General features: G+C 59.1%; 32 protein-coding genes. 28 read left to right on the top strand and 4 right to left on the bottom strand.

What is annotated here, in order from left to right; translation table 11 throughout:
• Positions 1-14: 14 nt before the first annotated feature.
• Together H8K11_13515 and H8K11_13510 are read left to right on the top strand one after the other, a co-directional pair.
• Positions 15-527, top strand: a complete 513-nt coding sequence (locus tag H8K11_13515; protein MCS6264767.1) for a DivIVA domain-containing protein — start codon at positions 15-17, stop codon at positions 525-527.
• Positions 528-635: 108 nt separating this feature from the next.
• Positions 636-1,763: a serine hydrolase gene (locus H8K11_13510; protein MCS6264766.1), complete on the top strand. Its 1,128-nt coding sequence runs from the start codon at positions 636-638 to the stop codon at positions 1,761-1,763.
• On the opposite strand, the gene H8K11_13505 is transcribed toward H8K11_13510, so the two are convergent.
• Positions 1,760-2,080 carry a hypothetical protein gene (locus tag H8K11_13505; protein MCS6264765.1) on the bottom strand — a complete coding sequence of 107 codons (321 nt, stop codon included), beginning with the start codon at positions 2,078-2,080 and terminating at the stop codon, positions 1,760-1,762. The genes H8K11_13510 and H8K11_13505 overlap by 4 nt on opposite strands.
• 170 nt (positions 2,081-2,250) lie before the next feature.
• Here H8K11_13505 and H8K11_13500 point away from each other — a divergent pair, with 170 nt between their 5' ends.
• The 26 genes from H8K11_13500 to H8K11_13375 all read left to right on the top strand — a co-directional run bounded on the left by H8K11_13500 (position 2,251) and on the right by H8K11_13375 (position 23,321).
• Positions 2,251-2,787 (top strand): CDP-alcohol phosphatidyltransferase family protein, encoded by a 537-nt coding sequence (locus H8K11_13500; protein MCS6264764.1) that lies wholly within the window; start codon positions 2,251-2,253, stop codon positions 2,785-2,787.
• A gap of 165 nt (positions 2,788-2,952) precedes the next feature.
• Positions 2,953-4,170, top strand: coding sequence for a type II secretion system F family protein (locus H8K11_13495; GenBank protein MCS6264763.1), 1,218 nt, complete (start codon positions 2,953-2,955; stop codon positions 4,168-4,170).
• Positions 4,171-4,376: 206 nt separating this feature from the next.
• Entirely contained in the window at positions 4,377-6,071 is a 1,695-nt protein-coding gene (locus tag H8K11_13490) for a PAS domain S-box protein (GenBank protein ID MCS6264762.1), read from the top strand.
• A complete protein-coding gene (locus H8K11_13485; protein ID MCS6264761.1) occupies positions 6,056-7,435 on the top strand; it encodes a sigma-54-dependent Fis family transcriptional regulator in 1,380 nt (459 codons plus the stop codon). The genes H8K11_13490 and H8K11_13485 overlap by 16 nt, the downstream gene beginning before the upstream one ends.
• A 20-nt stretch (positions 7,436-7,455) precedes the next feature.
• Positions 7,456-8,355 (top strand): 4-(cytidine 5'-diphospho)-2-C-methyl-D-erythritol kinase, encoded by a 900-nt coding sequence (gene ispE, locus H8K11_13480; GenBank protein ID MCS6264760.1) that lies wholly within the window; start codon positions 7,456-7,458, stop codon positions 8,353-8,355.
• A 274-nt stretch (positions 8,356-8,629) separates the two neighbouring features.
• The gene (locus tag H8K11_13475; protein ID MCS6264759.1) at positions 8,630-9,571 is read left to right on the top strand and encodes a ribose-phosphate pyrophosphokinase; all 942 of its coding nucleotides are present in this window, start codon (positions 8,630-8,632) and stop codon (positions 9,569-9,571) included.
• A gap of 37 nt (positions 9,572-9,608) precedes the next feature.
• Positions 9,609-10,376 carry a 50S ribosomal protein L25 gene (locus H8K11_13470; protein MCS6264758.1) on the top strand — a complete coding sequence of 256 codons (768 nt, stop codon included), beginning with the start codon at positions 9,609-9,611 and terminating at the stop codon, positions 10,374-10,376.
• Between the two features lie 5 nt (positions 10,377-10,381).
• Positions 10,382-10,972 carry an aminoacyl-tRNA hydrolase gene (locus H8K11_13465; GenBank protein ID MCS6264757.1) on the top strand — a complete coding sequence of 197 codons (591 nt, stop codon included), beginning with the start codon at positions 10,382-10,384 and terminating at the stop codon, positions 10,970-10,972.
• 126 nt (positions 10,973-11,098) lie between these two features.
• On the top strand, positions 11,099-12,304 hold the full coding sequence (locus H8K11_13460; protein MCS6264756.1) for a hypothetical protein: 1,206 nt from the start codon (positions 11,099-11,101) through the stop codon (positions 12,302-12,304).
• 88 nt (positions 12,305-12,392) lie between these two features.
• Positions 12,393-12,605, top strand: coding sequence for a hypothetical protein (locus tag H8K11_13455; GenBank protein ID MCS6264755.1), 213 nt, complete (start codon positions 12,393-12,395; stop codon positions 12,603-12,605).
• Between the two features lie 162 nt (positions 12,606-12,767).
• A complete protein-coding gene (locus H8K11_13450) occupies positions 12,768-13,409 on the top strand; it encodes a porin family protein (GenBank protein ID MCS6264754.1) in 642 nt (213 codons plus the stop codon).
• A 10-nt stretch (positions 13,410-13,419) separates the two neighbouring features.
• Entirely contained in the window at positions 13,420-13,722 is a 303-nt protein-coding gene (locus H8K11_13445) for a hypothetical protein (protein ID MCS6264753.1), read from the top strand.
• A gap of 64 nt (positions 13,723-13,786) precedes the next feature.
• A complete protein-coding gene (locus H8K11_13440) occupies positions 13,787-14,152 on the top strand; it encodes a hypothetical protein (GenBank protein MCS6264752.1) in 366 nt (121 codons plus the stop codon).
• A gap of 244 nt (positions 14,153-14,396) precedes the next feature.
• Complete coding sequence (rpsF, locus tag H8K11_13435; GenBank protein ID MCS6264751.1) at positions 14,397-14,750, top strand: 30S ribosomal protein S6; 354 nt, start codon at positions 14,397-14,399, stop codon at positions 14,748-14,750.
• On the top strand, positions 14,734-15,126 hold the full coding sequence (locus tag H8K11_13430; GenBank protein ID MCS6264750.1) for a single-stranded DNA-binding protein: 393 nt from the start codon (positions 14,734-14,736) through the stop codon (positions 15,124-15,126). Before rpsF ends, H8K11_13430 begins: the two co-directional genes overlap by 17 nt.
• A gap of 15 nt (positions 15,127-15,141) precedes the next feature.
• A complete protein-coding gene (locus H8K11_13425) occupies positions 15,142-15,399 on the top strand; it encodes a 30S ribosomal protein S18 (protein MCS6264749.1) in 258 nt (85 codons plus the stop codon).
• An 18-nt stretch (positions 15,400-15,417) separates the two neighbouring features.
• Positions 15,418-16,089 carry a DUF177 domain-containing protein gene (locus tag H8K11_13420; protein MCS6264748.1) on the top strand — a complete coding sequence of 224 codons (672 nt, stop codon included), beginning with the start codon at positions 15,418-15,420 and terminating at the stop codon, positions 16,087-16,089.
• 39 nt (positions 16,090-16,128) lie between these two features.
• The gene (gene rpmF, locus H8K11_13415; protein MCS6264747.1) at positions 16,129-16,314 is read left to right on the top strand and encodes a 50S ribosomal protein L32; all 186 of its coding nucleotides are present in this window, start codon (positions 16,129-16,131) and stop codon (positions 16,312-16,314) included.
• A gap of 151 nt (positions 16,315-16,465) precedes the next feature.
• Positions 16,466-17,497, top strand: a complete 1,032-nt coding sequence (gene plsX / locus H8K11_13410) for a phosphate acyltransferase PlsX (GenBank protein MCS6264746.1) — start codon at positions 16,466-16,468, stop codon at positions 17,495-17,497.
• Positions 17,497-18,471: a ketoacyl-ACP synthase III gene (locus H8K11_13405; GenBank protein ID MCS6264745.1), complete on the top strand. Its 975-nt coding sequence runs from the start codon at positions 17,497-17,499 to the stop codon at positions 18,469-18,471. Before plsX ends, H8K11_13405 begins: the two co-directional genes overlap by 1 nt.
• A gap of 109 nt (positions 18,472-18,580) precedes the next feature.
• Positions 18,581-19,531: an ACP S-malonyltransferase gene (gene fabD / locus H8K11_13400; protein MCS6264744.1), complete on the top strand. Its 951-nt coding sequence runs from the start codon at positions 18,581-18,583 to the stop codon at positions 19,529-19,531.
• Between the two features lie 29 nt (positions 19,532-19,560).
• Positions 19,561-20,304 (top strand): 3-oxoacyl-[acyl-carrier-protein] reductase, encoded by a 744-nt coding sequence (gene fabG / locus H8K11_13395; protein ID MCS6264743.1) that lies wholly within the window; start codon positions 19,561-19,563, stop codon positions 20,302-20,304.
• Positions 20,305-20,403: 99 nt separating this feature from the next.
• Positions 20,404-20,637, top strand: a complete 234-nt coding sequence (gene acpP, locus H8K11_13390; protein ID MCS6264742.1) for an acyl carrier protein — start codon at positions 20,404-20,406, stop codon at positions 20,635-20,637.
• Positions 20,638-20,650: 13 nt separating this feature from the next.
• Positions 20,651-21,901 (top strand): beta-ketoacyl-ACP synthase II, encoded by a 1,251-nt coding sequence (gene fabF, locus H8K11_13385; GenBank protein MCS6264741.1) that lies wholly within the window; start codon positions 20,651-20,653, stop codon positions 21,899-21,901.
• A gap of 27 nt (positions 21,902-21,928) precedes the next feature.
• Positions 21,929-22,633, top strand: coding sequence for a ribonuclease III (rnc, locus tag H8K11_13380; protein MCS6264740.1), 705 nt, complete (start codon positions 21,929-21,931; stop codon positions 22,631-22,633).
• 34 nt (positions 22,634-22,667) lie between these two features.
• Positions 22,668-23,321, top strand: a complete 654-nt coding sequence (locus tag H8K11_13375; GenBank protein ID MCS6264739.1) for a peptidylprolyl isomerase — start codon at positions 22,668-22,670, stop codon at positions 23,319-23,321.
• A gap of 65 nt (positions 23,322-23,386) precedes the next feature.
• Here H8K11_13375 and H8K11_13370 read toward each other — a convergent pair whose 3' ends face one another.
• The 3 genes from H8K11_13370 to H8K11_13360 form a co-directional block, all read right to left on the bottom strand.
• The gene (locus H8K11_13370; protein MCS6264738.1) at positions 23,387-23,962 is read right to left on the bottom strand and encodes a hypothetical protein; all 576 of its coding nucleotides are present in this window, start codon (positions 23,960-23,962) and stop codon (positions 23,387-23,389) included.
• 155 nt (positions 23,963-24,117) lie between these two features.
• The gene (locus H8K11_13365; GenBank protein ID MCS6264737.1) at positions 24,118-25,011 is read right to left on the bottom strand and encodes a DUF3473 domain-containing protein; all 894 of its coding nucleotides are present in this window, start codon (positions 25,009-25,011) and stop codon (positions 24,118-24,120) included.
• Between the two features lie 328 nt (positions 25,012-25,339).
• The gene (locus H8K11_13360; GenBank protein ID MCS6264736.1) at positions 25,340-25,579 is read right to left on the bottom strand and encodes a hypothetical protein; all 240 of its coding nucleotides are present in this window, start codon (positions 25,577-25,579) and stop codon (positions 25,340-25,342) included.
• Positions 25,580-25,635 lie beyond the last annotated feature (56 nt).

Below are 25,635 nucleotides of genomic sequence, written 5' to 3'. Positions count from 1 at the left end.
GCAAGAGGTGTCGCATGAAAATCACTCCCATCGACATTCAGCAGATGGTCTTCCAGGTCAAGTTCCGGGGTTATGACCGGGACGAAGTGAACCGGTTCCTCGAGGAGCTGGCATTGACCGTTGAGAACTTGAATCGAGAGAACAGCGCGCTTCGTGAAAAGTTGACTGCAACCGAGCAGCAGGTCACCGACCTGCGACGCACGGAAACGACGTTGTCGAATACTCTGGTTTCCGCCCAGACGCTGGCCGAGGATGTGAAACGGTCTGCGCAGCGCGAGTCCGATTTGATCGTCAAAGAAGCCGAACTGAAGGCGAGTGAAATTATCCGGCAGGCCCGGGTGAGTCTCTCCGAGATGCAACGTGGTCTCGCAGATCTCCAGAAACAACGTCTGATGATGGTGGAGCGATTCCGTTCGACCCTGCGCTCGTTCGAGCGCATGTTGGAAGTGGAAGAAAGCGATGCCTACCAGTCGGATGCAGCCTCTGTCGAAGGTAAGCTAACCGGCGAATCAAGCACCGCGCGTTGAGGGTCCTGCGCCCCTTCGATTTTCTCTTCCGCCTCGGGCGGGGCTGCCAGGGGGCTTTACCCGTCCATTCCCTCCTTCTCTCCGTAAACCTCTTGTAGGCGTATATTGATGGCGACACCACATCCCATTCAGGCCGCGTTGCAGGCAGCGGTCGATGACGGCACGTTTCCCGGTGCGGTGTTGGCCGTCCGATTGCGCGGGGCGTTCGTCTATGAAGGCGCCGCCGGCCGCCTGTCGTCGCAGAGTCCGGGCGAAGCGGTGACGAGTCATACCTGCTACGACCTGGCCTCTCTGACCAAGGTGCTGGCGACCACCACGGCGTTGCTGTTGCTGACGCAACGCGGCCGACTGGTGCTGGAAGACCGGATCGATCATATCCTCAATGAACTGCAGGGCAGTGCCGCGGGGGCGGCCTCTATCCGGCAACTGCTCACCCATAGCTCGGGGCTTCCCGGTTGGCGTCCCTATTACGAGCGGCTGGCGTCGCTTGAGGCAGGACGGTCCGGATTTCCGGGACGTACGGCGGCGCGTGAGGCGGTGCTGGGCTACATGGCGCAGGAGGAGTTGGTCTACGAGCGGGGTTCGCGCAGTCTCTATAGCGACCTGGGGTTCATGCTGCTGGGATGGGCGGTGGAGCGGCTGGCCGGTGAGTCGCTGGACCAATTTTGCAAGAACCAGATCTATCGTTCGCTTGAGGCCCAGCCGCTTGCGTACCTCCCGCGCGGGTCGCATGCGAATCCTGCTGCCTCATTGGGGGCACCTGCAATCGCCCCGACCGAAGACGATTCTTGGAGGGGTCGTATGTTGTGCGGCGAAGTGCACGACGAGAATGCCTTCGCACTGGGCGGTGTGGCCGGTCATGCCGGGTTGTTCGGCACGGCGCGCGCGGTACTCGCGGTGGCGAAGGCGTGGATGGATGGCTGGCACGGTAAGCCGGGATTGTTAGATCCTGAACTCGCCAGGCTGTTTACGACCCGGCAGCAGGGAATATCGGGTGCTAGTTGGGCCTTGGGTTGGGATACGCCGTCTGCGCCGTCCTCTTCCGGAACGCGTTTTACCCCGGAATCATTCGGGCATCTCGGGTACACGGGGACTTCGCTGTGGCTCGATCCGGTCAAAGAGTTGGAAGTGGTGTTGCTTTCGAACCGGGTGCATCCGACGAGGAAGAACGAGCGCATCCTGGCCTTCCGCCCGCTCATTCACGATCTGATATGCCGGGAATTTCTGGGAGGCTAGGCTGGCAGGTCCGGATAGTCGGTCCAGGTTTCTTTTTCGGCCAGGTAGCGGTTGCCTTTGAAGTTTAGACGGGTGCGCAACCGGGTAAACCCGACTCCCATGAGCTTCTCAACGACGGCCTTGACGGCAGCACTCGTGGTGGGGTGCGCGGGGCCTTCGACGGCGTACGCCTCATAGGTGACCTTTCCCGTATAGCCCGCCGCTACACGACTGACGAGCACCGCCCGATTAAAATACCGGTCGCTCGGGTCGATCCCCTCGACTTGATGCCGTTCGATTAAGCCCTCTTTCTTAAAGAGGAGGGGAAGTCCACTCATACAAACCTCCGTCCATCATCCGCCGGGAGCGTCTTACGGGTCCCGATTATAGGGACCTCCTTTCCGGAGTGCAACCGTCGTTGACAAGGTTCTCCAGGGGTTTCTATGATGCGGGATTCGCGTGACATCGTTCGCCAGTCGAGGGGCCGATTCAAACACCAGCTGTTTCGATGAACATGAACGTTCCCAACAGTCTGACGATGCTGCGCATCCTGTTGATCCCGGTGTATGTGGGGTTGCTCAACTATGAGCAATTCGACTACGCGTTGGCGACGCTCTTCATCGCCGGGTTGACGGATGCGCTCGATGGAATCATCGCGCGTGTGGCCGATCAGCGGACCAGACTCGGAGAAGTCCTGGATCCTCTGGCGGATAAACTCATGCTGACGACGGGGTTCATCACGCTCTCAGTGATGCATCTGGTTCCGCTCTGGCTGACGATTCTAGTGGTCAGCCGCGATCTCATGTTGATGCTGGGGGCGGCCGTCGCCCATTTCACCCACACCCAGGTCGATATCTCGCCGACTGTGCTTGGGAAGGGCACCACATTGGTCCAATTGGCGACGCTGGTCTCCATCATTTTCTTTGCCTCTCGCCGGCTCGATCTCGCCACGCTCGACCCGCTCCTGTATCTCATGGGCGGGGTGACTCTCATGTCCGGTCTGCACTATCTCTCCCGCGGCTATTGCCGCATTACCTCCAACTAGGCTTAGCGCGCACTGCCTTGGTGAACGCGTCTGTCCACTGCTTCCGCCGGTCCGCTTTCGTGCATTCGTTTGACAGTTTTTAGGTCGTCTTATAGACTTCGATCATAGTTTCCCGCTGCATACGTACGTGTCCTGCCTGGGGTTCAAAGGAGTGGAAACCGCGTTATGAGTACATTCGCCTATGTCGGACGGAACCGCCAGGGTGCTGTGAAGAAGGGCGAGCTCACCGCCAAGACCAGGGACGAGGCGGTCGAGCAGCTTCGGAAGCAGCAGGTCGTCGTGACCAGCCTGGAAGAAAAATCCGGCATGGGCGGAAAGTTCAAGTTTAGCCTGGGGAGCGGCCTTACCGACAAGGATCTGGTGGTCTTCACCCGCCAGTTTGGCACGATGATCAATGCCGGGCTGCCCCTGATCCAATGTCTCGACATTCTCTCCACTCAGTCTGAAAACAAAGTCCTGCGTGAAACGGTCGGCGACGTGAAGAACAGTGTGGAAGCCGGCTCGACGTTCTCCGATGCGTTGAAGCGACACCCGAAAGTGTTCGACGACCTCTATGTGAATATGATCCATGCCGGTGAGGTCGGCGGTCTGCTCGATACGATTCTGACCCGTCTGGCCAAGCACATCGAAAAGGCGATGAAGCTGAAAGGCCAGATCAAGTCGGCCATGGTCTATCCCACCGCCATCGTCGGGGTGGCCGTCGTCATTATCAGTGTCTTGATGGTGTGGGTCATTCCTGTGTTCGCGCAGATGTTCATGGAAATGTCGGGCGGGAAAGTCGGATTGCCCGGTCCGACCCAGATCGTGATCAACGTCAGCAACTTTTTCCAGAGCTACTGGTATGCCATGGCCGGGGCGATGGTCGCGACGGTCATTGCCATTAAGCGGTACTATGCCACCGTGAACGGGCGTGTCGTGATCGACCGGCTGTTACTCAAGGTTCCGATCGTGGGTGATCTGATTAGAAAAGCCTCCGTCGCGAAGTTCACCCGCACGTTGGGCACGCTCATCACCAGCGGTGTGCCGTTGCTCGAGGGGTTGAGCATCTGTGCCAAGACATCCGGCAACAAGGTCATCGAGGAAGCGCTGATGAATGCGCGAGTGAGCATCAGCGGCGGAAAAACGATCTCCGAACCGCTGGCCAAGTGCAATGTGTTTCCTAAGATGGTGACCCACATGATCGCCGTCGGCGAGTCCACCGGCGCGCTGGATGCCATGTTAGGCAAGATCGCAGACTTTTATGAGGACGAGGTCGATCAGGCGGTGGAGACCCTGACCTCGCTGCTCGAACCGATCATGATGGTGGTGTTGGGTACCATCATCGGGTTTATCGTCATCGCGATGTATCTTCCGATCTTCACGATGGCGCAGGCCATCCAATAGCGACGCTGCATCGTCGCATCCGTTCTCCGGCGCATGGCTCGATCCTCGAAACGGGCCATGCGCTGCACATCCATCAGGGCAATGCGCCCCCCATGCTGTCCTCGACCCTTCTTCCTCAAACCGCCGGCGTTGGGCCATCCCTCAACTCGAATCCTCTGAAGTCGCCACTGGCAGATCCGCCCCGTGCGTCGTCGGGCGAGCGCTCGATGCCTGAGCTGAAGACCAGACTCCATTGGCTCATGGGGCTTCGGGTCGTCGTGGTGACGCTGATGCTGGGTTTATCCCTGGCGTTTCAGTCCACCCGCGGCGAATCGGCTCCAACCTTTACCGCTTTAATCATCTTCACGTACACCATTACCATCGCGTACGCGCTGGTGCTAAGAAGGCTCGCGTCTCCCGCTGCTCATACCGCGTTCACCTGGGTGCAGGTTGGAGTCGATATCGTACTCGAGACCGTCCTTATCGTGAGGACCGGCGGTGTCGAGAGTCCGTTTGCGGTGTTGTACGTCATCACCGTGACGGTTGCCAGCCTGGTTCCGCACCGGCGTGTCGGCATTGTTACGGGAGCCGGCTGTACCCTCCTGTTCGGTGGCATCACGGTCGTTCAATATTTCGGACTTCTGAATGCCGCCGGGTGGCTGCCTCCCAGCAAGTTGGAAGGGCCCGAAGTGCTGCAGACATTTGAAGTGTATGGCCTGGCGTTCCTGGTCGTTGGGTTCTTGAGCGGGGCGTTGGCGGACAAACTGCACCATGCCGATCAATCGTTGCGCGAGAAAGAGCAAGGTCTCAGCCGGCTGCAGGTGTTTCATGAGAGCATCGTGCGCAGTATCAGCAGCGGTGTGTTCACGACCGATGAGGAGGGGCGGATCACGTCCTTCAATCCGGCGGCGCATGAGGTCACCGGCTATGCCTTTGCCGACGTGCAAGGACGCCTCTGGCGGGAGGTCTTCAATTGGCACCCAGGGACCCCCTCCGATGAAACCGCGTTGACGCCTCTCTCTCCCTTGCGATTTGAGGTGGAATGTTCGCACGCCAACGGCAGCCGGCTGGTGCTGGGAATGACTGTGTCTCCCTTGCAGGAACAGGGCACGCAGCGAGGTCTGGTCTGTGTGTTCAAGGATCTGACGCAAATTCGATATTTGGAAGAGGAAATGCGTCGGCGGGCATGGCTGGCCAACCTCGGTGAGATGTCGGCGGGCATGGCGCATGAAATCCGCAATCCGCTCGGCGCGCTTGCGGGGGCGATGCAGATGCTGCGGCAAGATGTCGGATCAGACGACACCAGTCAGCGGTTGATGGATATCGCGATTCGTGAAGCCAGGCGGCTCGACAACATCATCACCGAATTTCTGCAGTACGCCCGCCCTCCCGCGTTGAATTTGGCCGAGCACGATTTGAACAAAGTCCTTGCCGATACATTGGATCTGATCCAACATGAAGCGCGGTCCCGAACCGGCATCACGATCGTATCCCGCATGGCGCCGAACCAACTGATGGCACAGGTCGATCAAGACCAGTTGAAGCAGGTCTTCTGGAATTTAGCCACCAACGCCTTCGATGCGATGTCCGCCGGAGGGACCCTGACGATCGCCACCGGAGTGCGGCGGGTGGAGGTCGGTGGCCGCCGATCCGATGTCATCGAAATCGCATTCCAGGATAACGGGGAAGGCATTCCCAAACAGAATTTCGACAAGATCTTTCTGCCGTTTTTTACGACGAAAAAAGAAGGCTCCGGGTTGGGGCTGGCCCAGGTTCATCGCATTGTGGAGTTACACGAGGGGTGGATCAAGGTCGAGAGCGAGGTCGGGCACGGGGCACGGTTTGTGGTCTGCCTCCCGCTGTCCGCAGAGACGGGCGTTCGGTTGCGGCATGAAGGAAGGGAACCGTGGAAAAGATTTTAGTCGTCGATGACGAGCAGGGCTTGCGCGATGTGCTCAGCATCATGCTCAAGCGCGCCGGATATGCCGTGACCGTGGCCTCGGACGGGGACGAGGCGATTGCGCAAGTGCAGAAAGAAATTTTCGATCTCGTCATCACCGACCTCAAGATGCCCAGAGTGGGCGGGCTCGAGGTGCTGAAGGCCGTCAAGGCTGCGTCTCCGGACACCGTGGTCCTGATGATCACGGCCTTTGCGTCCGCCGACTCGGCAGTAGAAGCGATGAAGCACGGCGCGTACGACTATCTCACCAAGCCGTTCCAGGTCGATGAAGTGCAACTGATTATCCGCAACGCGATCGAGCGGCGTCGGTTGTCGACGGAGAACATGCTCCTGAAGCGGGAGCTGGCCAGCCAGTCGTCATTCTCACAGATCATCGGCCAGAGCGAGGCCATGCAAAAGGTCTATGACGTCATCAAGAAGGTCGCCGATTCGAAGAGCAACGTGTTGATCGGGGGTGAAAGCGGGACCGGCAAAGAGCTGGTCGCCCGGGCGATCCACTTCAACAGTGCGCGCGCCTCCATGCCGTTTGTGACGGTGAACTGCAGCGCGGTGCCGGAAACGCTGCTCGAAAGTGAACTGTTCGGCCACATGAAGGGCTCGTTCACCGGGGCGATCTCCAATAAAGCCGGTCTGTTCGAAGTGGCGAACGGCGGGACGATCTTCCTCGATGAGATCGGCGATACGACACCGGCCATCCAGGTGAAGCTGCTGCGGGTGATTCAGGAGCGGGAGTTCCGGCGGGTGGGTGGGACTCAGGATGTAAAGGTGGATGTCCGCATCGTCGCGGCCACGAACCGGGATTTGGAGAAGGCCGTCGCAGAGGGCGCGTTTCGCGAAGATCTCTACTACCGGCTGGACGTAATTCCGATCAAGCTACCGCCGCTGCGCATGCGGACGGGCGACATTCCGTTGTTGAGCCAACATTTCCTGGAGAAATTTGCCAAGGAAAGTGGTAAACCAGTGCCGACGATGAGCCAGGAGGCCATGCGCGTGCTGTTGGCGCATGAGTGGCGAGGCAACGTTCGGGAATTGGAGAACGTCGTCGAACGTGTCGTGGCCTTCACAACGGGATCGTCGGTGACGGATGCGGATATTCGCGGATGGCTGCACAAGCCGGTCAGCAACCAGCAGGCTCTTCCCTCTGAGTTGCCTGAGGATGGCCTGGACCTGGAGGGGCTTATCAACACGATCGAGAAGGATCTGCTGTTGAAAGCGCTCGAACGGAGTCAGTGGGTCAAGAAGCGAGCCGCACGGTTGTTGCGGTTGAATACCCGGTCGTTCCGGTACCGTCTCGAAAAATACGAAATCAAAGGAGGCCGGGATTAGCGCCGCCCAGTAGTCTGCGAGTGAACTCTACCAGTCTGCGTGTTCAGACCCCTGCGAAAGTGAATCTCATCCTCCGCGTACTCGAACGGCGCCCTGACGGTTTTCACACCGTCTGGTCGTTGATGCACACGGTCGGACTCGAAGATGCGCTGACTCTTACGATCCAGCCCGGCACGACCTCCCGCATTGCCCTGCGCTGCGACCATGCCGCGCTGGCGGCCGATCAAAGTAATCTTGTCTATCGAGCCGCCCAGCTCGTGTTGGCGCGTATCGACCGAGCCGTCGATCTGTCGATCACCCTCACGAAACGCATTCCGCTGGGAGCCGGCTTGGGGGGCGGTAGCAGCGATGCGGCGGCGACCATCCTGGGTCTGACCCGCCTGTTGGGATTGAGCTGGTCCGTCGAGCAGATGGCTGAGGTGGGGCAACAGCTGGGAAGTGACGTGCCGTTCTTTTTTATGGGACCGGCCGCCTGTGTTACCGGTCGAGGTGAACAGGTGCGACCAATTCAGATGACGGGCACTCGCTGGATCGTGCTGGTGAATCCCGGCTTTCCTGTCGAAACCAAGTGGGCCTATCAGCAGCTGTCTGCCACCAGGGCGGGGGTGCGTCCTCTCTCGCTGGCATTGCAGCAACTGGGCGGCCGTGGGGTAGTGGATTGGTCCGAGATCATTCCCCTGGTAGAGAATGATTTTGAGGCGCCGGTCTTTGCGCACCATCCGGTCTTGTCCCAGATCAAGAGCCAATTGCTGAGTCAGGGGGCTGAGGTCGCCCTGCTGTCGGGAAGCGGTGCCACGATGTTCGGGATATTTCCCGGGCAGGCCGATGCGGAGCGGGCTGCCTCCGTGTTTGCCCGTGACCCGAAGATGAAGGCCTACGCCGTACCGGCGGCGGGTGCTCCGGCTACGAGCCCACTCTGAGACTGCCGAGCATAGTCCTCTTGTCAGGGGACTCCGGCCACGATCTTTCCCGAAGTGGCTAAGCACCTATCGACGCGTCGCCTGCCGCAGATTGGTTGACAACTTCCCAGCGTTTTCGCTATTGTGCTGTGCTTCGGTAGGCGTCCTCTTGTCCTGACAAGTGCGCGAGGTCAGCGGGACTCACAACGGGTCCTGTCCGTGCCCACCGTTTTTACGAACTCGACAAGCACCGTTACAGCATAGGCATCGCCTCGTACGGCATCGAAGGGGTCGGATGAACAGGGAACTTAAGCTCTTTTCGGGCAGCGCCAATCCTGCGCTTGCGCGGGCGATTTGCTCGTATCTCGACCTGCCCCTTGGCGCGGCGACGGTGTCCTCCTTCAGCGACGGGGAAATCCGGATTCGCGTGGAAGAGAACGTGCGGGGGGCTGATGTCTTCGTCACCCAATCCTGCTGTTCCCCGGTCAACGATTCGATCATGGAAATGCTCATCATGATCGATGCGTTGAAGCGCTCATCGGCCAACCGTATCACGGCGGTGATTCCCTACTTCGGGTATGCCCGGCAGGACCGCAAGGATCAGCCGCGTGTGCCGATCTCCGCGAAGCTGGTTGCCGACATCATTACCACGGCCGGTGCGGATCGGGTGCTCACCATGGATCTCCATGCGAGTCAGATCCAGGGGTTTTTCAATATTCCAGTCGATAACCTCTACGCTCTGCCGGTGCTGATGGACTACATCACGAAACGGAAGGTATCGGATCTGGTGGTTGTGTCGCCGGATGCCGGCGGCGTGGAGCGCGCCAGAGCCTTCGCGAAGCGCCTGCAGGCCAATCTGGCCATTATCGACAAGCGGCGCGAGGGTCCCAATCAGGCGCAGGTCATGAATATCATCGGAGACGTGCAGGGCAAGAGCGCGCTGCTCCTCGACGATATGATTGATACCGCCGGAACGATCGTCCAGGGCGCTCAGGCCTGTCTGGATAAGGGCGCACGTGAAGTGTGGGCCGGTTGTTCGCATGGCGTGTTATCCGGGCCCGCATTGGAGCGGCTCCAACAATCCGGCTTGACGGAAGTGCTGGTGACCGATTCGATTCCCCTGCGGGGTAAAGAACAGAAGTGTCCGAAACTCAAGGTGTTGTCGGTGGCGCCCCTTTTCGGGGAAGCCATTCGGCGTATCCATGAAGATGAATCAGTAAGTTCGTTATTCGTGTAGGCCGTCCGCGTCGAGCGACTGGTCGAGGAGGAGTATCATGAAATTCGATTTAACCGTTGAGAGCAGAGAGGGTGGGGGCAAGGGGCCCGCGCGTCAACTTCGTCGTGCCGGTCGAGTTCCGGCCGTGTTGTATGGGCAGGGGGAATGTTTGCTGCTCTCGGTGAAGCCTGACGAGTTGGTAAAGATTCTGCGGTCTCAGGCCGGATCCACCGCGCTGATTTCTCTTACCATCAACGGCGCGAAGACCAAGGCCAAGCGTACGGCGTTGCTACGGGATTTCCAGGTTGATCCGATCGCAGGAAGCGTGCTCCACGCAGACTTCTTCGAAGTGGCGATGGATAAACCGATCCGCGTCAAGGTGCCCGTGCATTTGACCGGCGGTCAGCCGGTCGGCTTGAAAGAGGGCGGTGTGTTGCATCATGTGTTGCGTCAGCTGCACATCGAATGTCTCCCGTCCGTCCTGCCCGATTTCATCGAAGTCGACGCATCGCAGCTCCAAATCAACCAGGGCATCCATCTGAAGGACATTCCGAAGACCGAGGGGTTGCGGTTTTTGGATGACCTCGAACACATGGTCGTGAGTGTGGCTGCGCCGATGACCGATGCCAAGCTCGAAGCATTGCTCACTGCCGGAGCACCCGGCGCTGAAGGAGCCAAGGAGCCTGAAGTGGCGGTGAAGGGCAAGGCAGCCGCTGAAGGTGCGGCTGGTGCGGAGGCTGGCAAGGCGGGAGATGCGAAGGCTGGGGCTGCCGCGCCCAAGGCCGGAGCAGCGCCTGCGAAGAAGGAAGCGGAAAAGAAGAAGTAGTTGCGTTGCGCCTGCTCGTTGGATTGGGCAATCCCGGAGCCGATTATGCCGACACACGGCATAATATCGGTTGTTGGGTGATCGAACGGGCCGCAGCGCGGTGGTCGATACGTCTCACCAGGAAAGGCGCGGCCCAGCGAGGCTCGGGTCGCGCCGGTTCCAAACTCGTCGAACTCGCCAGTACCCTCGACTGGATGAATCTCAGCGGTCCTCCCATCAAGGGACTCCTCCGCGAACTTGGTCTGACTCCGGAAGCCCTGGTGGTCGTGCACGACGATCTGGATTTGGAACCGGGTCGTTTGCGGATCAGGCAAGACGGCGGCAGCGGCGGCCACAACGGCATCAAATCTGTTATTGAAGCATTGGGCACGCCGCAGTTCGTGCGGCTGAAGGTCGGTGTCGGCCGTCCAGCACCGAGGCAGGATACGGCCGACTACGTGCTGGAACAGGTGTCGCCTGAAGAGCGGGCGATCTATGCCCCCTGCCTCGAACGAGCCGTCGATGCCCTCGAATTGCTGCTCAATCGCGACGTCTCCACGGCGATGAATCAATTTAACGTGCGGGAAAAAGCCGAGGGCGGCGAGCGTCCCTCTTAGAGCTCCCCTCAACACCTGCCGTTACATCACCGGTTGGATTTACTCGAGCCGGGCGCAGTCCGTGCTTCGCTGGAAATGGTCCCACTGTGGTAGAGTGAATTATGTGCGTCTCCCGTGGAAAAACCCATGACGACGTCTAGTCACGAACCTCTCTCGCTTGCTCAGTTCGACCTTTCACCCGAACGTGGATTCCTTCCGGCGACGGATCCGTTGGCGCAGTTGCCGGATGAGCCGATCTTGAATCAGATCGGCGCGGAGCTTCCAAAATTCTTGACGGCGCGACAATTACGATTTTTCGTCAATGACCATCAAGAGGTCATGGGGCCGGTGGCAGATGACTGGGGCCTTGATGTCTTTCGTTGCGCGATGCGCACCCTCTCCTTTGCCGGTCATGCCTTTGTGTGGGAAGATCCCGACCATCCCGCGTCTCTCATCCCGGCCAGTCTGGCCTTGCCGTGGGTTGCCGTCGCGCAACAGCTGGGCCGTCCGCCCGTGCTGTCCTATGCCTCCTATGCTCTGCACAACTGGCGGCGCCTCGACCCGCAGAAGCCCATCGAGTTGGGCAACGTGGTGCTCCTGCAGAATTTTCTTGGGGGCCTGGATGAAGAATGGTTTGTCCTGATCCATATCGACATTGAGGCGAAGGCTGGACCGGGGTTGCTGGGATTGGTTCAAGCGCACAATGCTGCGCGAGACAATAGGCCTGACGATGTGCTGCAAGGACTACGTGCCTTGGCAGCCGCGCAGGAAGCGATGCGGGAGACGCTGCTTCGCATGCCCGAACGTTGCGATCCGTACATTTATTACAGCCGCGTGCGGCCCTATATCCATGGGTGGAAGAACAGTCCGTCACTGCCTCAGGGGGTCGTCTACGAAGGGGTTGCAGCCTACGCACAGCGCCCGCAACAATTCCGCGGTGAAACCGGTTCGCAAAGCTCGATTGTGCCGGCGCTGGATGCCGGTCTTGGTATTCCTCATGCGGACGATCCGCTGACGCAGTACCTTGTGGAGATGCGTGACTACATGCCTCCGCGCCACCGGACGTTTCTGGCGGCGCTCGAAGCCCGCACGGATGAACAGCATCGCCCGTTGCTCTACGGCTATGCGCGCGATCGCAAAACGACGCATCCCGAACTATGGAAGGCTTTCTGTGCCTGTGTGGATTTACTCGCACAGTTTCGAGACATTCACATCGGGTACGCCGAGCGGTATATCTTCCGGCAACATCAGTCGCACGCCAGTAATCCCACCGCCGTCGGCACCGGCGGCACGCCCTTCATGCCCTATTTGAGCAAGCACCTCGAAGAAACGAAGCGGTTCACGCTCGATTGAGCCGCAGGCCTGCGCTCCTGCGCCCCTTGTTCTACAGTGGAATAATGGGCCCGGAGTTCGTACACTGCGAGAAGCGTTACGTTGATTTATGCGAAAACCCGGCGAACCTATCTACCACTGGATTCATCTGCTTGCGCTGTTGCTGGTCGTTGTCGCGACGGTAGCATTGCCTCGCGTAGCGGAGTTTGTCGTGGGGCCGCTGAGTTTCGGTACACGTGCTCTGGCGGGGTTGGGCATTGCCGTGGCCGGCGGGATCGCATTGTACCTGCTCTATAATTCCTCAGCCCGTAATGAACCATAACAGGACCTCGCCATAATTCTCTCACCATTCCAGTCCCCAAACGAATAGCGTGTCGTCCGTGACGCATTCGACATCTCCCATTCAGTCAAGTTAAAGTTGTCCAGTCTGCCGCGCAGATGGCCTGGTAAGATTCAGATAGGCCTCGCCCATGGAGTATGAACCATGGTGTGGATCAGACTTGTGCGCAGCGCAGGGTGGGCAGGGCTGCTGAGCTGTTGGGTTCTCCTGTTTTCTCCCTCACCAGTCCGGGCTGAATGGTACGCGGCCGCGCAGCTTGGTGTGAACTTTGCCGATCCCCTCCGGAATGTGCGCGGGAGCGGGACGCTGGCTGGTCTGGATGCGCCGAACTTCAATCTCAAAACCAGTCCTGCCTTCGGAGGCAAGCTTGGATTGTTCCCTTCGCATGGCATCTTCGGGCTTGAACTGGATGTCTCGCACAGTACCCCGCACATCAAGAATCTGGACGATGTGCCGGGGATTCATCTCTCCGTCACCAACATCGGTGGCCATGTGGTGTTGCGCTATCCCGGTGTGACCTGGCAGCCCTATATCGGCGGCGGTCCGGCCCTGCTCGTGGCGCATCTCGGCCGATCTTCGACCACGGAACGTGACACGCAAGTGTCGGTCGGCGGGAATGTCCTCGTCGGAATCCGAGCCTTCGTCACGCCGAAGGTGGCGATGTTCACCGAATACAAATATACGGACTCAACGTTTCGTTTCGGCGGGGCGTTCGGGCCGGTCGGCGGCTTTGATGCGACCTATCGGGCGCATCAACTCTTTGTGGGCCTGTCCTATCATTTTTAGGAGGTGTGGCATGAGACAAGCCGTTGCGTTCCTGTTCGGTGCCGTTGCGGTGATATTCATGACGGCTTGCGCGGAATCGCTGCACCAAGGGCAAGGGGTTGCTCCCCACCGCGCTCGCTGGAACGCGGGCGATCTGGAGGCGCCGTCCTACGGGCAACGGCCCGGCGCCTGGTGGTATCCGTTCGGCTACTATGGCGCTGGTTCTGAATGGCACCGTGGCGGGTCCAGTGATGGAGGTCAGCAGTCGAACGCACCCGCGCCACGTCCCACACCACCGGCCAATGCGCCGCCGCAGTTTCAGAAGAAATATTGATTCGATGCGAGTGTCTGTGTCTGAATGAAGGAGCGGGCCGTGTCAGGTCTCTGAGGAGGCAGTCATGACTCGATTGGTGCCTGGGTTCATCGCGCTCTGCGCCATCCTGCTCCCGGCGGGTTGTGCGCAATCGGTTCATCAGACCGAGCGGCTGGCGCAGAGTGATTTTCTGGTGGATCCCGGCTATGCCGGCAGTCAGTCCTATTCCTACTGGCCCGGTCCTGGATATGGGCCAGGGTATGGGATTGGGTACGGTCCCGGCTATTGGGGCTCTCCACTCGGGTATTATGGCGGTCCCTACGGGCCGCTCGGGTTTGGCTGGTATGGTGGGTATGGCGGCTTCGGCGCAGCGCGTCCTCCATCCGGTTCGCCGGGCTCTCGTCCCACGCCTCCAGTTCACGCACCCCCGCAGTTCAGGAAAAGATTGTGAGCCTGGGTGCCATTGCGAAGCCGCCGCAAGGTTCCTGTGCTGCTGCGTTCTGCGACGGCTGGTCACGCGATGTGGACCCTCGATCATTGGATCGTGCCGGTCTCGGCATCGCGGGAAAAGCCGCCCGTGTGTTTGACACATTCTTTGAAGCTGTGCTACCTTCGCCAGCTCGTCCCGGCTTGTCCGGCGTACCTACACCTCGCTCCCATCTGTGAATGGGGGCCGATGCCCAGGAGGATTCTGCATGGAACTCTATGAGTCCCTGTTTATCATTCGTCCGACCTTAAGCGACGAAGAAACCACTGCGTTGATTGAAAAAATGAAGGGCACCGTGACCAAGAACGGAGCCTCGCTCGAGCGGGCCGAGAATTGGGGCCGCAAGAAACTCGCCTACGAGATCAAGCGCGAGCGCAAGGGCACCTATGTCTATTTCTACTTCAAGGGACCCGGAGCGGTCATCGCTGAGCTCGAACGCGCCTACCGGCTTGAAGATTCGATCATTAAATTTCTGACCGTGAAGTTGGAGCAGGAGCCTGCTCCGCCCAGAGGTGCCCCCGTGGTCGCACCACAAGGAGCCACCGTTGGCGGGGTTCAATAAAGTCATCCTGGTCGGGAATCTGACCCGCAATCCCGAGTTGCGTTATACGCCCAGCGGAACGCCGGTTGCCAGCTTCGGGTTGGCGACGAGCCGGCGGTTTAAGCAGGGGGATGAACTCAAGGAAGAAGTCTGTTTCATCGACATCGTGGTGTTCGGGAAGCAGGCGGAACATTGCGGGCAGTATCTCAGCAAGGGCAACGGCGTCATTATCGATGGCCGGCTCCAGCAGCGCCGCTGGGAGACCGAAGACGGACAGAAGCGCAGCAAGCATGAAGTCGTGGCCCAGGGCGTGACCTTTCTGCCGAAACGGGGCGAGGCAGGAGGCGAGAGCGGCGGCCTGCACGAAGAACCTTCTTACGAAGACGAACAGCTGTAGCAGACGGAGGCGAGTATGGAACGAGGAGATCGCGGGAATGGCGGGGGCGGAGGCGGTAGGTTTTTTCAGCGCCGTAAGCCGTGCCGGTTTTGTGTCGATAAGGCGCCGATTGACTTCAAGGATGTCGGCCTGTTGCGGAATTTTCTGACTGAGCGCGGACGGATCGTCCCGCGCCGCATCTCCGGAAATTGCCTGCAGCACCAGCGCGTGTTGACGGTGGCGGTGAAGCGGGCGCGCCAGATCGCCTTGGTTAGTTTCGCTGAAGAGCGATAGGGCGAGGGATAGGTTTTGGTGAGTCTTGGATCAAGTAGCCGGGCAGTCTGTCTCCCGCTCAGTTCGGGGGCGGCGCTTCCCGTCTTGACGGTGCTGATGGATACGCTTAACCCAGCGATTGTCGATATCGCCCCAGAAGGATTGTCCCTGTCGTGCGAGGCCGCGGGGCCTGAGCTCGGCTTGGATGAGCCCGAAGAGAAGTTTGAGGGGCCACTTGCGATTCAACTGGAACTTGTCCTCCATGACGGTCCGATCACGGTGACCGGCACGTTGGAAGGAACGGCGATCCGTCAGTGCGTTCGCTGTCTCACGGAATATTCTGATCCGCTCTTCGTGAATCTCTACGCCGAGTATCTTCCGCAGGCGGGCTTGGCAACCAAGCCGGCTCCTGCTGAACAGGGCAGGAGAGGGCCGAGACGCGGTGCCCAGCCGGTTGAGCCCGTTGACGAGGCGGAAGAGGCGGACGAAGTCTATCTGTATCAGGGCGACCATCTTGATCTGGTGCCCATGGTGCGCGAGCAGGTGATCCTGGCTGCTCCGATGCAGCCGTTGTGTCGGGAAGATTGCCTTGGTCTCTGTCCGCAGTGCGGCCAGAATCTCAATGAGCGTTGCTGTGGCTGCCCGCCGGAGCAAGGGCCGAGTCCCTTTCGTGTGCTGAGGGGGCGCCTGTCCAAAGGTGGAAACGCATAGTCTGTTAACCGGGGCATGTACCCGTTGTAAGGAGTCGTCATGGCAAATCCAAAACACAAACATTCACGGTCCCGGCGGGATATGCGGAGAACGGCCAAGACCAGGCTGGTTCCTCCTGGGTTTTCGTTGTGCCCGCAATGTCACGAATTAAAGTTGCCGCACTATACGTGCATGAATTGCGGGACGTATAAGGGGAAGGCCGTCATCGTCGTCGAGGAAAGCTAGCCGAGTTTTATTTTCCAGACGTGATTCGGGTACAATTGCGCACCGTGATCACGATCCGACGCTATGTCATGCGTGAGGCCGTTCAGGTCCTAGCCGGCAAGGCGTCTCTACACGATTCTTCACATCTCTATCCGTGGACCGCTAACCGCACATGAAGATTGCCGTCGATGCGATGGGCGGAGACCACGGACCGGCCCCGGTCATTGAAGGCGCGATGCAAGCCGCGCAAGAACTGGGTGTCGGGATCATTCTGGTCGGCAAGCAGGATGAGCTGGCCGCTGCCTGTCAAAAACTCGCGTGTACCGATGCACGGATCACGATCCACCATGCTCCGCAGGTGGTGGAGATGCACGAGTCGCCGGCCACCGTGGCACGAAAGAAGCGTGACTCGTCCATCTGGGTGGCCACGGAGTTGGTGAAATCCGGTGAAGCCGATGCGGTGGTGAGTCCGGGGAATACCGGTGCGAGTATGGTCGCCTCGTTTTTTGTCCTCGGATTGATCAAGGGGGTGGAACGTCCGGCAATCGCCACGATGTTGCCCACCTTAACGGGTAGCGCGGTGATGCTCGATGTCGGCGCGAATGTCGATTGCACGGCACAACATCTTGAGCAATTCGCTCTGATGGGGAACGAATTCGCCAAGCACGTGTACGCCAAGCCGAATCCGCGCGTAGGGCTCTTGAGCATCGGCGAGGAAGACAGCAAGGGGAACGAGGTCACCAAAGAAGCCTTTAAACTGCTGAAGGCCAGTCCGTTGAATTTTATCGGCAATATCGAGGGGCGCGAAGTGTATAGCGGCAATGCCGATGTGGTGGTCTGCGATGGATTCATCGGCAATGTGGCGCTCAAGATCTCCGAAGGGGTTGCGGACGTCATCAAGAAGCTGTTGATGAAGGAGATCTCCGGCTCCTGGCTCGGGCGATTGGCCTATCCCCTGATTGCGAAGCCGTTGCTGAACCTGAAACGGAAGATCGATTATGCCGAGTTCGGGGGCGCGCCCCTGCTCGGAGTCAACGGGACCACCATGATCTGCCATGGCCGGTCCTCCGCCAAGGCGATCAAGAATGCGATTCGCCGCGCGAAGGGTTTGGCCGAGACCAGGCTGGACGAATTGATCCAGCGCGACATTGAAGAAAGCCTGAGGCGGCACCAGGACGAACGGCCGGAAGGGAAGCAGGCGTGATACGAGCGCGAATCACCGGAACCGGGTCCTACGCCCCGGACCGGGTGATGACCAATGCCGATTTGGAGAAACTGGTCGCGACGTCCGATGAGTGGATTCGCGAGCGCACGGGTATTCGCGAACGTCGCATTGCCGCCGAGGGGCAGGCCTGTTCCGACTTGGGCCTGATTGCCGCGGAACGCGCCTTGAAAGCCGCGGGCATTTCAGCCGGTGACCTCGACATGATCCTCCTGGCCACTTGCACGGGAGACATGCCGTTACCTTCCACCGCCTGCCTGCTCCAGCACCGGCTGGGAGCGACCCGCGCAGCGGCTTGTGATGTGTCTGCCGCCTGCTGCGGATTCGTCTACGCGCTCGGGGTAGCCGATGCCTATATTCGAACCGGTATGCGTCATGTTCTGGTCGTAGGATCGGAAGTGATGTCGACCATTACGGATTGGACGGATCGCAACACCTGCATTCTGTTCGGGGACGGCGCCGGTGCGGCGGTCGTGAGTGCATCGGAAGGTGAGCGCGGGGTGCTGTCCACTCATCTGCACTCGGATGGAAGCCTCTCTGATTTGATTGTCGTGCCCGGCGGCGGAACGCGTATTCCCCCTTCAGAGGCCATGGTGAGCGAACGCTCGCAGTACATTAAGATGAAGGGTAATGAAACGTTCAAGGTGGCGGTGCGGACCCTTGAGGAGGTGGCGCGGGAGACACTTGCCGCGCATCACCTGTCGGTCGATGAGCTCGATGTCTATATCCCCCATCAGGCCAATCTGCGGATCATTAAAGCGGTTGCCGACCGGCTGCATCTGCCGCTGGAAAAAGTGGTGTTGAATATGGATCGCTACGGCAACACCTCCGCCGCGTCGATTCCCATCGCCTTGGATGAAGCGGTGCGGGATGGACGGGTCAAAGAAGGGCAGTTGGTCATGTTCGGCGCCTTCGGGGCGGGCTTGACCTGGGCCTCTGCATTAGTCCGCTGGTAGTCGGGGAGCGTCTGGTCGTGGCCGGTCGGTCGCGACTGACATGCGGGGCTCGTTCAGCTTTTTCCCGTTGACATTGAGCGTGGTTTCTACGATACCTTACGCGGCTATGATGGCGTCACAAATTGGCTTTTTGTTTCCCGGACAGGGGTCGCAGTCTGTAGGAATGGGGCGCGGGTTCTACGAGGCGTCACCGGCGGTCAAGGCGGTCTACGATGAGGCCTCCTCGATTCTCGGGTACGACGTCGCGCAGCTCTGTTTCGAAGGCCCGGCTGAACGGTTGAATTTGACGGAGAATACCCAGCCGGCGTTGCTGGTGAGCAGCGCAGCGGCGCTCAAAGCATTAGAGCCGGCCGGGTTGAAGCCGCTGGCCGTGGCAGGGCATAGTCTCGGTGAATATTCGGCGGTCTATGCGGCCGGCGGGGTGTCGTTTCGGGATGCGGTGGCGCTCGTGCAGAAGCGAGGGCGCTATATGTCGGAAGCGGTTCCGCCCGGAACCGGACTCGTCGCCGCGTTACTGGGGCTTACCGCCGACGTGGTTAAGGCCGTCTGTCAGGAGGCCGCTTCGGTCGGCGTGGTGGCGGCGGCGAATTTTAATTCTCCCGGGCAAGTCGTGATCGCCGGAGAGAAGGCCGCAGTCGAACGGGCCATTGAGATTGCCAAAACCAAGGGATGTAAAAAAGCGATTCCACTTCCAGTCAGCGTCCCGGTCCATACGCCGCTCATGCAGAAGGCGGCAGACCGGCTCGCAGCGGAGTTCGGTGGAGTGGCCTGGCGTGATTTGACTGTGCCGTTGGTGAATAATGCGGAAGCCACGGCCCTGCAACGCTCCGACGACATACGGGCCTCACTGGTTCGGCAGTTGCCGTCATCGGTGCGGTGGGAAGAGTCGGTGCAGGCGATGGGCAGGCTCGGTGTCACGACTTTTGTCGAGATCGGGCCGGGAAGCGTGTTGACGGGGTTGGTGAAGAGGATTCTTCCGGGCGCCGTCACGGCGAACGTCAATGATCCGAAGTCGCTGGAAGCGACGCTGACGACGCTGGGCGTGAACAGTCAGGCGTAAGACGAGTGGAGATTGCGGGGAGCAGGCTGATGTCATTACAGGGAAAAGTAGCGATTGTCACCGGTGGGGCGCAGGGGATCGGACGGGCTATTGCGGAAGCGTTGGCCGAAGACGGGGCAGACATTGCGGTTGCCGACCTCGATCCGGCGCGTTCGCAGGACGCAGTAGCGGCGATCCAGAAGCTGGGGCGACGGGCGCTCAGTGTGAAGGTGAACGTGGCCGATTGGAACGATGCCAAGGCCATGGCCGATCAGGTGATGCAGGAATGGGGGAAGATTGATATCCTGGTCAACAACGCCGGTATTACCCGTGATGGATTGTTGCTGAGAATGAAGGAAGAAGATTGGAACCTGGTTCTGCAGGTCAATTTGAATGGAACGTTCCATTGCACAAAAGCGGTCCTGCTCCCGATGACGAAACAGCGGTACGGACGGATCGTCAACATTGCCTCGATCGTCGGGGCGATGGGGAATGTGGGGCAGGCGAATTATGCGGCGTCTAAGGCGGCGGTGATCGGGTTTACCAAGACGGTCGCGCGCGAATATGCGAGCCGGGCGGTGACGGTGAATGCGGTGGCGCCGGGCTTTATCGATACGGCGATGACCCAGGGTCTGTCGCCGGAGGTCAAGGAAGCCTTGCAGAAGCAGATTCCGCTGGGACGCCTTGGGCTTCCCTCCGACATTGCGGCGGCGGTTCGGTTTCTGGTGTCGGATGCAGCGTCGTATATCACGGGACAAGTGTTGCACGTGAACGGTGGCATGCTCATGGTATAAGTGAGTTGGGTCGGGTGTCCGGGTTGGTGTCCTCGATCCGGAATCTCCCGGTGAGGAATGTGGAGGTCAAGTAAGATGGGGAAGGAGGTGGGCAAGTCCATGGCAACAGTAGATGAACGGGTGAAGAAAATTATTGCCGAACAGTTGGGGGTCGAGGAGGAAGAAGTGACGCTCGAGGCCCATTTCGTCGAGGATTTAGGTGCCGATTCGCTCGACACGGTCGAATTGGTCATGGCTCTGGAAGAAGAGTTCGAGATCGAAATCCCCGATGAGGATGCCGAAAAGATCCTCACGGTCGGCAAAGCGCTGGACTATATTAAAGAGAAGGCATAACGGAACCGTAGGTATGCATGATCGACCTGCCAGACGTGTGGTGGTGACCGGTCTCGGACTGGTAACTCCGTTGGGAACCGGGGTGGAGAAGACCTGGAAAGCGCTGTGCGCCGGAGAGTCGGGGATCGGCCGAATCACGCGATTCGATCCGACCGGCTACGATGCGCAGATTGCCGGAGAGGTGAAAGACTTCGACCCGGCTCAGTTCATCGAGAAAAAAGAAATCAAGAAGATGGACACCTTCATCCACTACGCGGTGGGGGCGAGTCAGCTGGCGGTGGATGATGCGAAACTCACGGTGGCCCCTGAAGAAGCCACGAGGGTTGGAGTTTACATCGGGTCGGGTATCGGCGGACTGGGGTCGATCGAACATTACCACGACGTCCTCAGGGAGAAGGGCCCCGGACGGGTTTCTCCGTTTTTCATCCCGATGACGATCATCAACCTCGCTTCCGGGCAGGTGGCGATTCGAGTCGGCGCCAAAGGGCCGAACTCCTGCGCCGTGACGGCCTGTGCCACGGGTAATCACTGTATCGGCGATGCCTATCGACTCATTCAGCGCGACGATGCGGATGTGATGATTGCCGGCGGTGCGGAGGCGGCGATTACGCCGCTCGGCGTGGCAGGGTTTGCCTCGGCAAAAGCCCTCTCCTTCAGAAATGCCGACCCGACGAAGGCCAGCCGTCCGTTCGACAAGGATCGAGACGGGTTCGTATTGGGTGAAGGCGCCGGCGTGGTGGTGCTTGAAGAACTTGAGCATGCCCGCGCGCGTGGCGCCCGCATCTATGCCGAAGTGATCGGGTACGCCATGAACAGCGACGCGTACCACATTACCGCCCCGCCTGAAGAAGGGGAGGGGGCGGTCCGTTGTATGGAAATGGCCTTGAAGGATGCGGGTGTGGCCAAGACGGACATCGGCTATATCAACGCCCACGGCACGTCTACCATGGCGGATGCCATCGAGACCAAGGCCATCAAACATGTGTTTGGGGAGCAAGCCTACCGGATTCCTGTCAGTTCGACGAAATCCATGACAGGACACCTCCTGGGTGCGGCCGGTGGTATTGAGGCGGTGTTTAGCATTTTGGCGCTGCATCACGGCATATTGCCTCCCACGATCAACCTTGATCATCCCGATCCCGCCTGCGATCTTGACTACGTGCCCAATACGGCGCGTCCCGTTCAGACTCAGGTGGTCCTTTCAAATTCCTTCGGCTTCGGCGGGGTCAACGCCTGTCTGCTCTTTCGCAGGTGTGATCAGTAATCCACTTCAGGGCGTGAGTCAGGTCGTATGACGCCGGCAACGTCAATTGAGGCGGTCCAGCGCCTTCTCGGCTACCGCTTTCATCAGCCTCGCCTGCTGGAAGAAGCTCTGACTCACAAGTCTTACTCAAACGAGCGGCGCAGCAGAGAGCGAACCCAGAACGAACGCCTGGAGTTTCTCGGCGATGCGGTACTCTCGCTTGTCATGAGCGAGTATCTCGCGGCCGAGTTTCCAGGTAGCAACGAAGGCGGGCTTTCCAAGCTCAAAGCGCACCTGGTCAGCGAGGCGTCGCTCGCGAAAGCAGCCAGACGCATGAAGCTGGGCCGGCTGTTGCGACTGGGGAAAGGCGAAGAGCTCTCGAAAGGGCGTGAGAAGCATTCGCTGTTGGCCGATGCGCTCGAAGCGTTGATTGCCGCCATCTATCTGGACGGTGGACTTGAGGCCAGCAGAAAATTCACCTTGCAGGTGCTGGGAGAGGAATTGCTGGCGACGCGTGCGGAGCAGGCTCGACCGGGGATGGAGGATTATAAAACGCAGCTGCAGGAGGTCTGTCAGAAACGGTATGAAAGCTTGCCGCAGTATGAGACGGTTCGGGAATCGGGTCCTGATCATGAGAAAGTCTTTGAGGTCGAGCTGACCATTCAGGGAGTCATGCGAGGGATCGGGCGCGGTCGCAGTAAGAAGGAAGCAGAGCAAATGGCGGCGAAGGAAGCGTTGACACAGTTGGCGTGAGCAAGCGGTCGCGGACCGACTAGAAGGAGGCATGATGATGGGACAGCGGCGATGGAGCAACCGTTTAAGAATCGCGGGAATGATGACTCTGTTCATGACCGTCGGGATGGCGGGCATCGGCCTGGCCGCCGATGCCGCTCCGGCTGGAAACGAATCTGTCAGTGCGAGCAACGCGCGTGCGGTCATCAAGACGAAGTTCGGCGATATCGAGATTAAATTTCTTCCCGATGTGGCCCCGAAACATGTCGAGAATTTCATCAAGTTGGCCAAGTCGGGGTTCTATAACGGCACGATTTTCCACCGGGTGATCCCGGGATTCATGATCCAAGGCGGCGATCCCAACACAAAAGATTCGCTGAAGAAGGGGGCGTATGGCCAGGGCGGCCCCGGGCACAATGTGAAAGCCGAGTTTAGCGATCTCCCTCACAAGCGTGGCGTGGTGTCCATGGCTCGGGCTCAGGATCCGGACAGCGCAGGGTCCCAGTTTTTTGTCGTCGTGGAGGAGTCCCGATTCTTAGATCGGAAATATACGATCTTCGGCGAGGTCGTCAAAGGCATCGGAGTGGCGGACAAGATCGTGGCGTTGCCGCGAGTCATGTGCCAGACCGGCGCACCGAGTCCTGCGGACAAGGGGCCATGCGACAACCCGATCGATCGGGTTGAAATGACTGTGACGATTATTGAGTAGGTGAGACGGCGGTGTGTCCGGGCCGATCTCTTCACGAGTGTCGGCCCGGAGCAGACCGATCTCGGTCAGAAGGGTTGGTTCTGCTGTTGGGCGCGGACCAACCCTAAGAAGTGAGCGAGCGCTTTGGTCATTCGCTCGGCATGAGAGGCGGAGCGAAACAGCAAGGTATCTTCAGGGAACTGGGCTTCGAGTTCGGTGACGGCTCCGGTACAGAAACTGGTTTTCATGATGCAGGGGCCGTTGCTCTTGCAGGTGATGCGGACGCCGTACAGGACCAGGTTGTTCTCTTTCGTGTCTTGGCCCTGATACTCGATCGTGGCGATATCGTGCAAATCGAAGTGCGTGAAGCCGGTATTGACCTCGTCATGTCCGTGATTGAGTTCGACCGTGCCGAGTTTGGTCCCGGTTGGAATGACACTGTAGATCTCGGTAATTTTCGTCGGTTTTCCCGCCTTCGGATTTCTGCAACTCAGGCTTCTGACAAAGCCGTGTGTGTTGGCCATGTCGCTGATGAACTGCACGGTGTCGTCCAGGCTCTGTCCGGCGGCCGCTGCGGGTAATAAGATCATACAGGCTAGTGCCCATGCCAGGCCCGTTGTGTTGCGCGACTGCTGCCGCCGGTTCTTATTCCCGTGATACATGGTCATTCTCCGTGAAAGCTTCGTGCTGGATTTGTCCGAGGGCGCCCCCTACCGTACTGAAACCGCATACACACTGCAATCCCTACTTTGTCGTAGCGGGAGCCCTGGTGCACTCCCGGTGGCCGGGTGATGCCTTCGTGGGGCGTATCGACGGGTTACGCCACGTCTTGCGCGATTTCAGCAGAAGGAAGCGCCGGGAAGATGGTCGGATCGAGAGGCATGATTGGAGAAAGGTCGATCTGTTCGGCGATGGGGCCGAATCGGAATATATTCATCAATGTAGAGATCCGGAACTCCATTTTGTCGAGGTTGAGATAGTGGAAGAGTTGCGAGAGCATCGGCCCTTCCATGTGCGGCTGGTGAGGATCGAGTTCCCACGGATGGAAATACATGACCAGGGGGCGACCCTTGTGTTCAATCCGTCGCAACAGTCCGCAGAGGGCCGGAAATGGGAGAAGCCGAAAGTAGCTGCCGCCGGCAATGGGAAGCCGCACTCCGCCAAGGTTGACCGTGGATGGGGGAACTTCCCAAATCGGGCCGGAAGAGGTCCGTCTCAGATGGTGCCAGGGATCGGACCCCGGCAGGCCGCAATGGTCGTGCCGGATGGGCACAATGCTGGAATCGTACGTATGACCTTCCTCTGCCAGAATCGGCAAGGCCCAGAGGGTCTCAGGTGTAATGGTGAAGCCAGGCGCGCGATAACCCTGGATCGGAGAGCCCGTGAGGTCTTCGAGGATCTGTTTGGCTTTTCTCACGTCTGCACGAAACAATTCAGGCGTCTGAGCGGTGACCAGCTCATGGCCGTACCCATGCGAGGCAATTTCATGTCCGCATTCAGCGATCTGCTTGATGAGTCCGGGATGACGCTCCGCAACCCACCCCAAGACGAAGAAGGTGGCTCTCGTCTGGTAGCGGGCGAGGAGATCCAGCACCTTGCAGGTGTTTGGAGTGACTCGACTTTCAAATGATCCCCAGTGCCGTCGACGAATCGGCGAATCGAAACGGGAAACTTGAAAATGTTCTTCGATGTCGAATGTCAGGCAATGCACTGGTGCGATCCTTGGGTGTATGGTTTCGCCTACTAGGTGAGCCAGGTACGGTTTGCCATCAGGAAGCTTGAGCGGGAGATCACAGAACAAACATTTTTTCCGTGTTTTGTATACTATGTGCGCATGACGAAGTAAAGCAAAGTTTAAGCCATGCCATTTCCCTAGGTATTTCAAGCTGATATTCAGCGAGTATGGGGGACCAAGCGCAGGACTGTATCGAAGTATCTTGCCGATTCGTATCTTAATAGATACATATCGGTTTCGGGTTTGCGTGATGAGCCGAGCTCAGGGGAGGAAGGACTGGAGGTGCTGCGAGAAGAGTGGCGGTTCAGGCTGCTTCTTTCCTCTGGTTACTGTTCGGCAATGGTTGCTGAAGCGGCACGGTGAATCGAAAGATGGAACCGGACCCTGGTTCGCTTTCCGCTCCGATATGCCCACCCATCAATTCAACCAGCTGTTTGCAGATGGCCAGTCCCAATCCAGTTCCGCCATATTTCCTGGTGGTGGACCCGTCAGCCTGCACAAACGGCTGGAATAATTTTGAAAAGGCGCTGGGTTCAATTCCGATTCCATAGTATAAGCGGAACGGGCATCATCGTTCGTTCAGATCTCCCCTAGAATGCC

It is taken from the genome of Nitrospira sp. (genome assembly GCA_024998565.1).
Classification (GTDB): domain Bacteria; phylum Nitrospirota; class Nitrospiria; order Nitrospirales; family Nitrospiraceae; genus Nitrospira_A.
Note: the sequence above shows the minus strand (reverse complement) of the source record. Positions and strands in the feature narration are given on the sequence as shown.

Bases quoted from the DNA above. Each gene is read 5' to 3' on its own strand.
- H8K11_13505 (MCS6264765.1), bottom strand. From the start codon at position 2,080: ATGAGTGGACTTCCCCTCCTCTTTAAGAAAGAGGGCTTAATCGAACGG.
- plsX (MCS6264746.1), top strand. From the start codon at position 16,466: ATGAAGATTGCCGTCGATGCGATGGGCGGAGACCACGGACCGGCCCCG.
- H8K11_13440 (MCS6264752.1), top strand. From the start codon at position 13,787: ATGACTCGATTGGTGCCTGGGTTCATCGCGCTCTGCGCCATCCTGCTC.
- H8K11_13370 (MCS6264738.1), bottom strand. From the start codon at position 23,962: ATGTATCACGGGAATAAGAACCGGCGGCAGCAGTCGCGCAACACAACG.
- H8K11_13375 (MCS6264739.1), top strand. From the start codon at position 22,668: ATGATGGGACAGCGGCGATGGAGCAACCGTTTAAGAATCGCGGGAATG.
- H8K11_13500 (MCS6264764.1), top strand. From the start codon at position 2,251: ATGAACATGAACGTTCCCAACAGTCTGACGATGCTGCGCATCCTGTTG.
- rpmF (MCS6264747.1), top strand. From the start codon at position 16,129: ATGGCAAATCCAAAACACAAACATTCACGGTCCCGGCGGGATATGCGG.
- H8K11_13455 (MCS6264755.1), top strand. From the start codon at position 12,393: ATGCGAAAACCCGGCGAACCTATCTACCACTGGATTCATCTGCTTGCG.
- fabD (MCS6264744.1), top strand. From the start codon at position 18,581: ATGGCGTCACAAATTGGCTTTTTGTTTCCCGGACAGGGGTCGCAGTCT.
- H8K11_13510 (MCS6264766.1), top strand. From the start codon at position 636: ATGGCGACACCACATCCCATTCAGGCCGCGTTGCAGGCAGCGGTCGAT.
- H8K11_13475 (MCS6264759.1), top strand. From the start codon at position 8,630: ATGAACAGGGAACTTAAGCTCTTTTCGGGCAGCGCCAATCCTGCGCTT.
- H8K11_13450 (MCS6264754.1), top strand. From the start codon at position 12,768: ATGGTGTGGATCAGACTTGTGCGCAGCGCAGGGTGGGCAGGGCTGCTG.
- H8K11_13470 (MCS6264758.1), top strand. From the start codon at position 9,609: ATGAAATTCGATTTAACCGTTGAGAGCAGAGAGGGTGGGGGCAAGGGG.
- H8K11_13490 (MCS6264762.1), top strand. From the start codon at position 4,377: ATGCCTGAGCTGAAGACCAGACTCCATTGGCTCATGGGGCTTCGGGTC.
- H8K11_13495 (MCS6264763.1), top strand. From the start codon at position 2,953: ATGAGTACATTCGCCTATGTCGGACGGAACCGCCAGGGTGCTGTGAAG.
- rnc (MCS6264740.1), top strand. From the start codon at position 21,929: ATGACGCCGGCAACGTCAATTGAGGCGGTCCAGCGCCTTCTCGGCTAC.
- fabG (MCS6264743.1), top strand. From the start codon at position 19,561: ATGTCATTACAGGGAAAAGTAGCGATTGTCACCGGTGGGGCGCAGGGG.
- H8K11_13460 (MCS6264756.1), top strand. From the start codon at position 11,099: ATGACGACGTCTAGTCACGAACCTCTCTCGCTTGCTCAGTTCGACCTT.
- H8K11_13425 (MCS6264749.1), top strand. From the start codon at position 15,142: ATGGAACGAGGAGATCGCGGGAATGGCGGGGGCGGAGGCGGTAGGTTT.
- H8K11_13445 (MCS6264753.1), top strand. From the start codon at position 13,420: ATGAGACAAGCCGTTGCGTTCCTGTTCGGTGCCGTTGCGGTGATATTC.
- acpP (MCS6264742.1), top strand. From the start codon at position 20,404: ATGGCAACAGTAGATGAACGGGTGAAGAAAATTATTGCCGAACAGTTG.
- H8K11_13515 (MCS6264767.1), top strand. From the start codon at position 15: ATGAAAATCACTCCCATCGACATTCAGCAGATGGTCTTCCAGGTCAAG.
- fabF (MCS6264741.1), top strand. From the start codon at position 20,651: ATGCATGATCGACCTGCCAGACGTGTGGTGGTGACCGGTCTCGGACTG.
- rpsF (MCS6264751.1), top strand. From the start codon at position 14,397: ATGGAACTCTATGAGTCCCTGTTTATCATTCGTCCGACCTTAAGCGAC.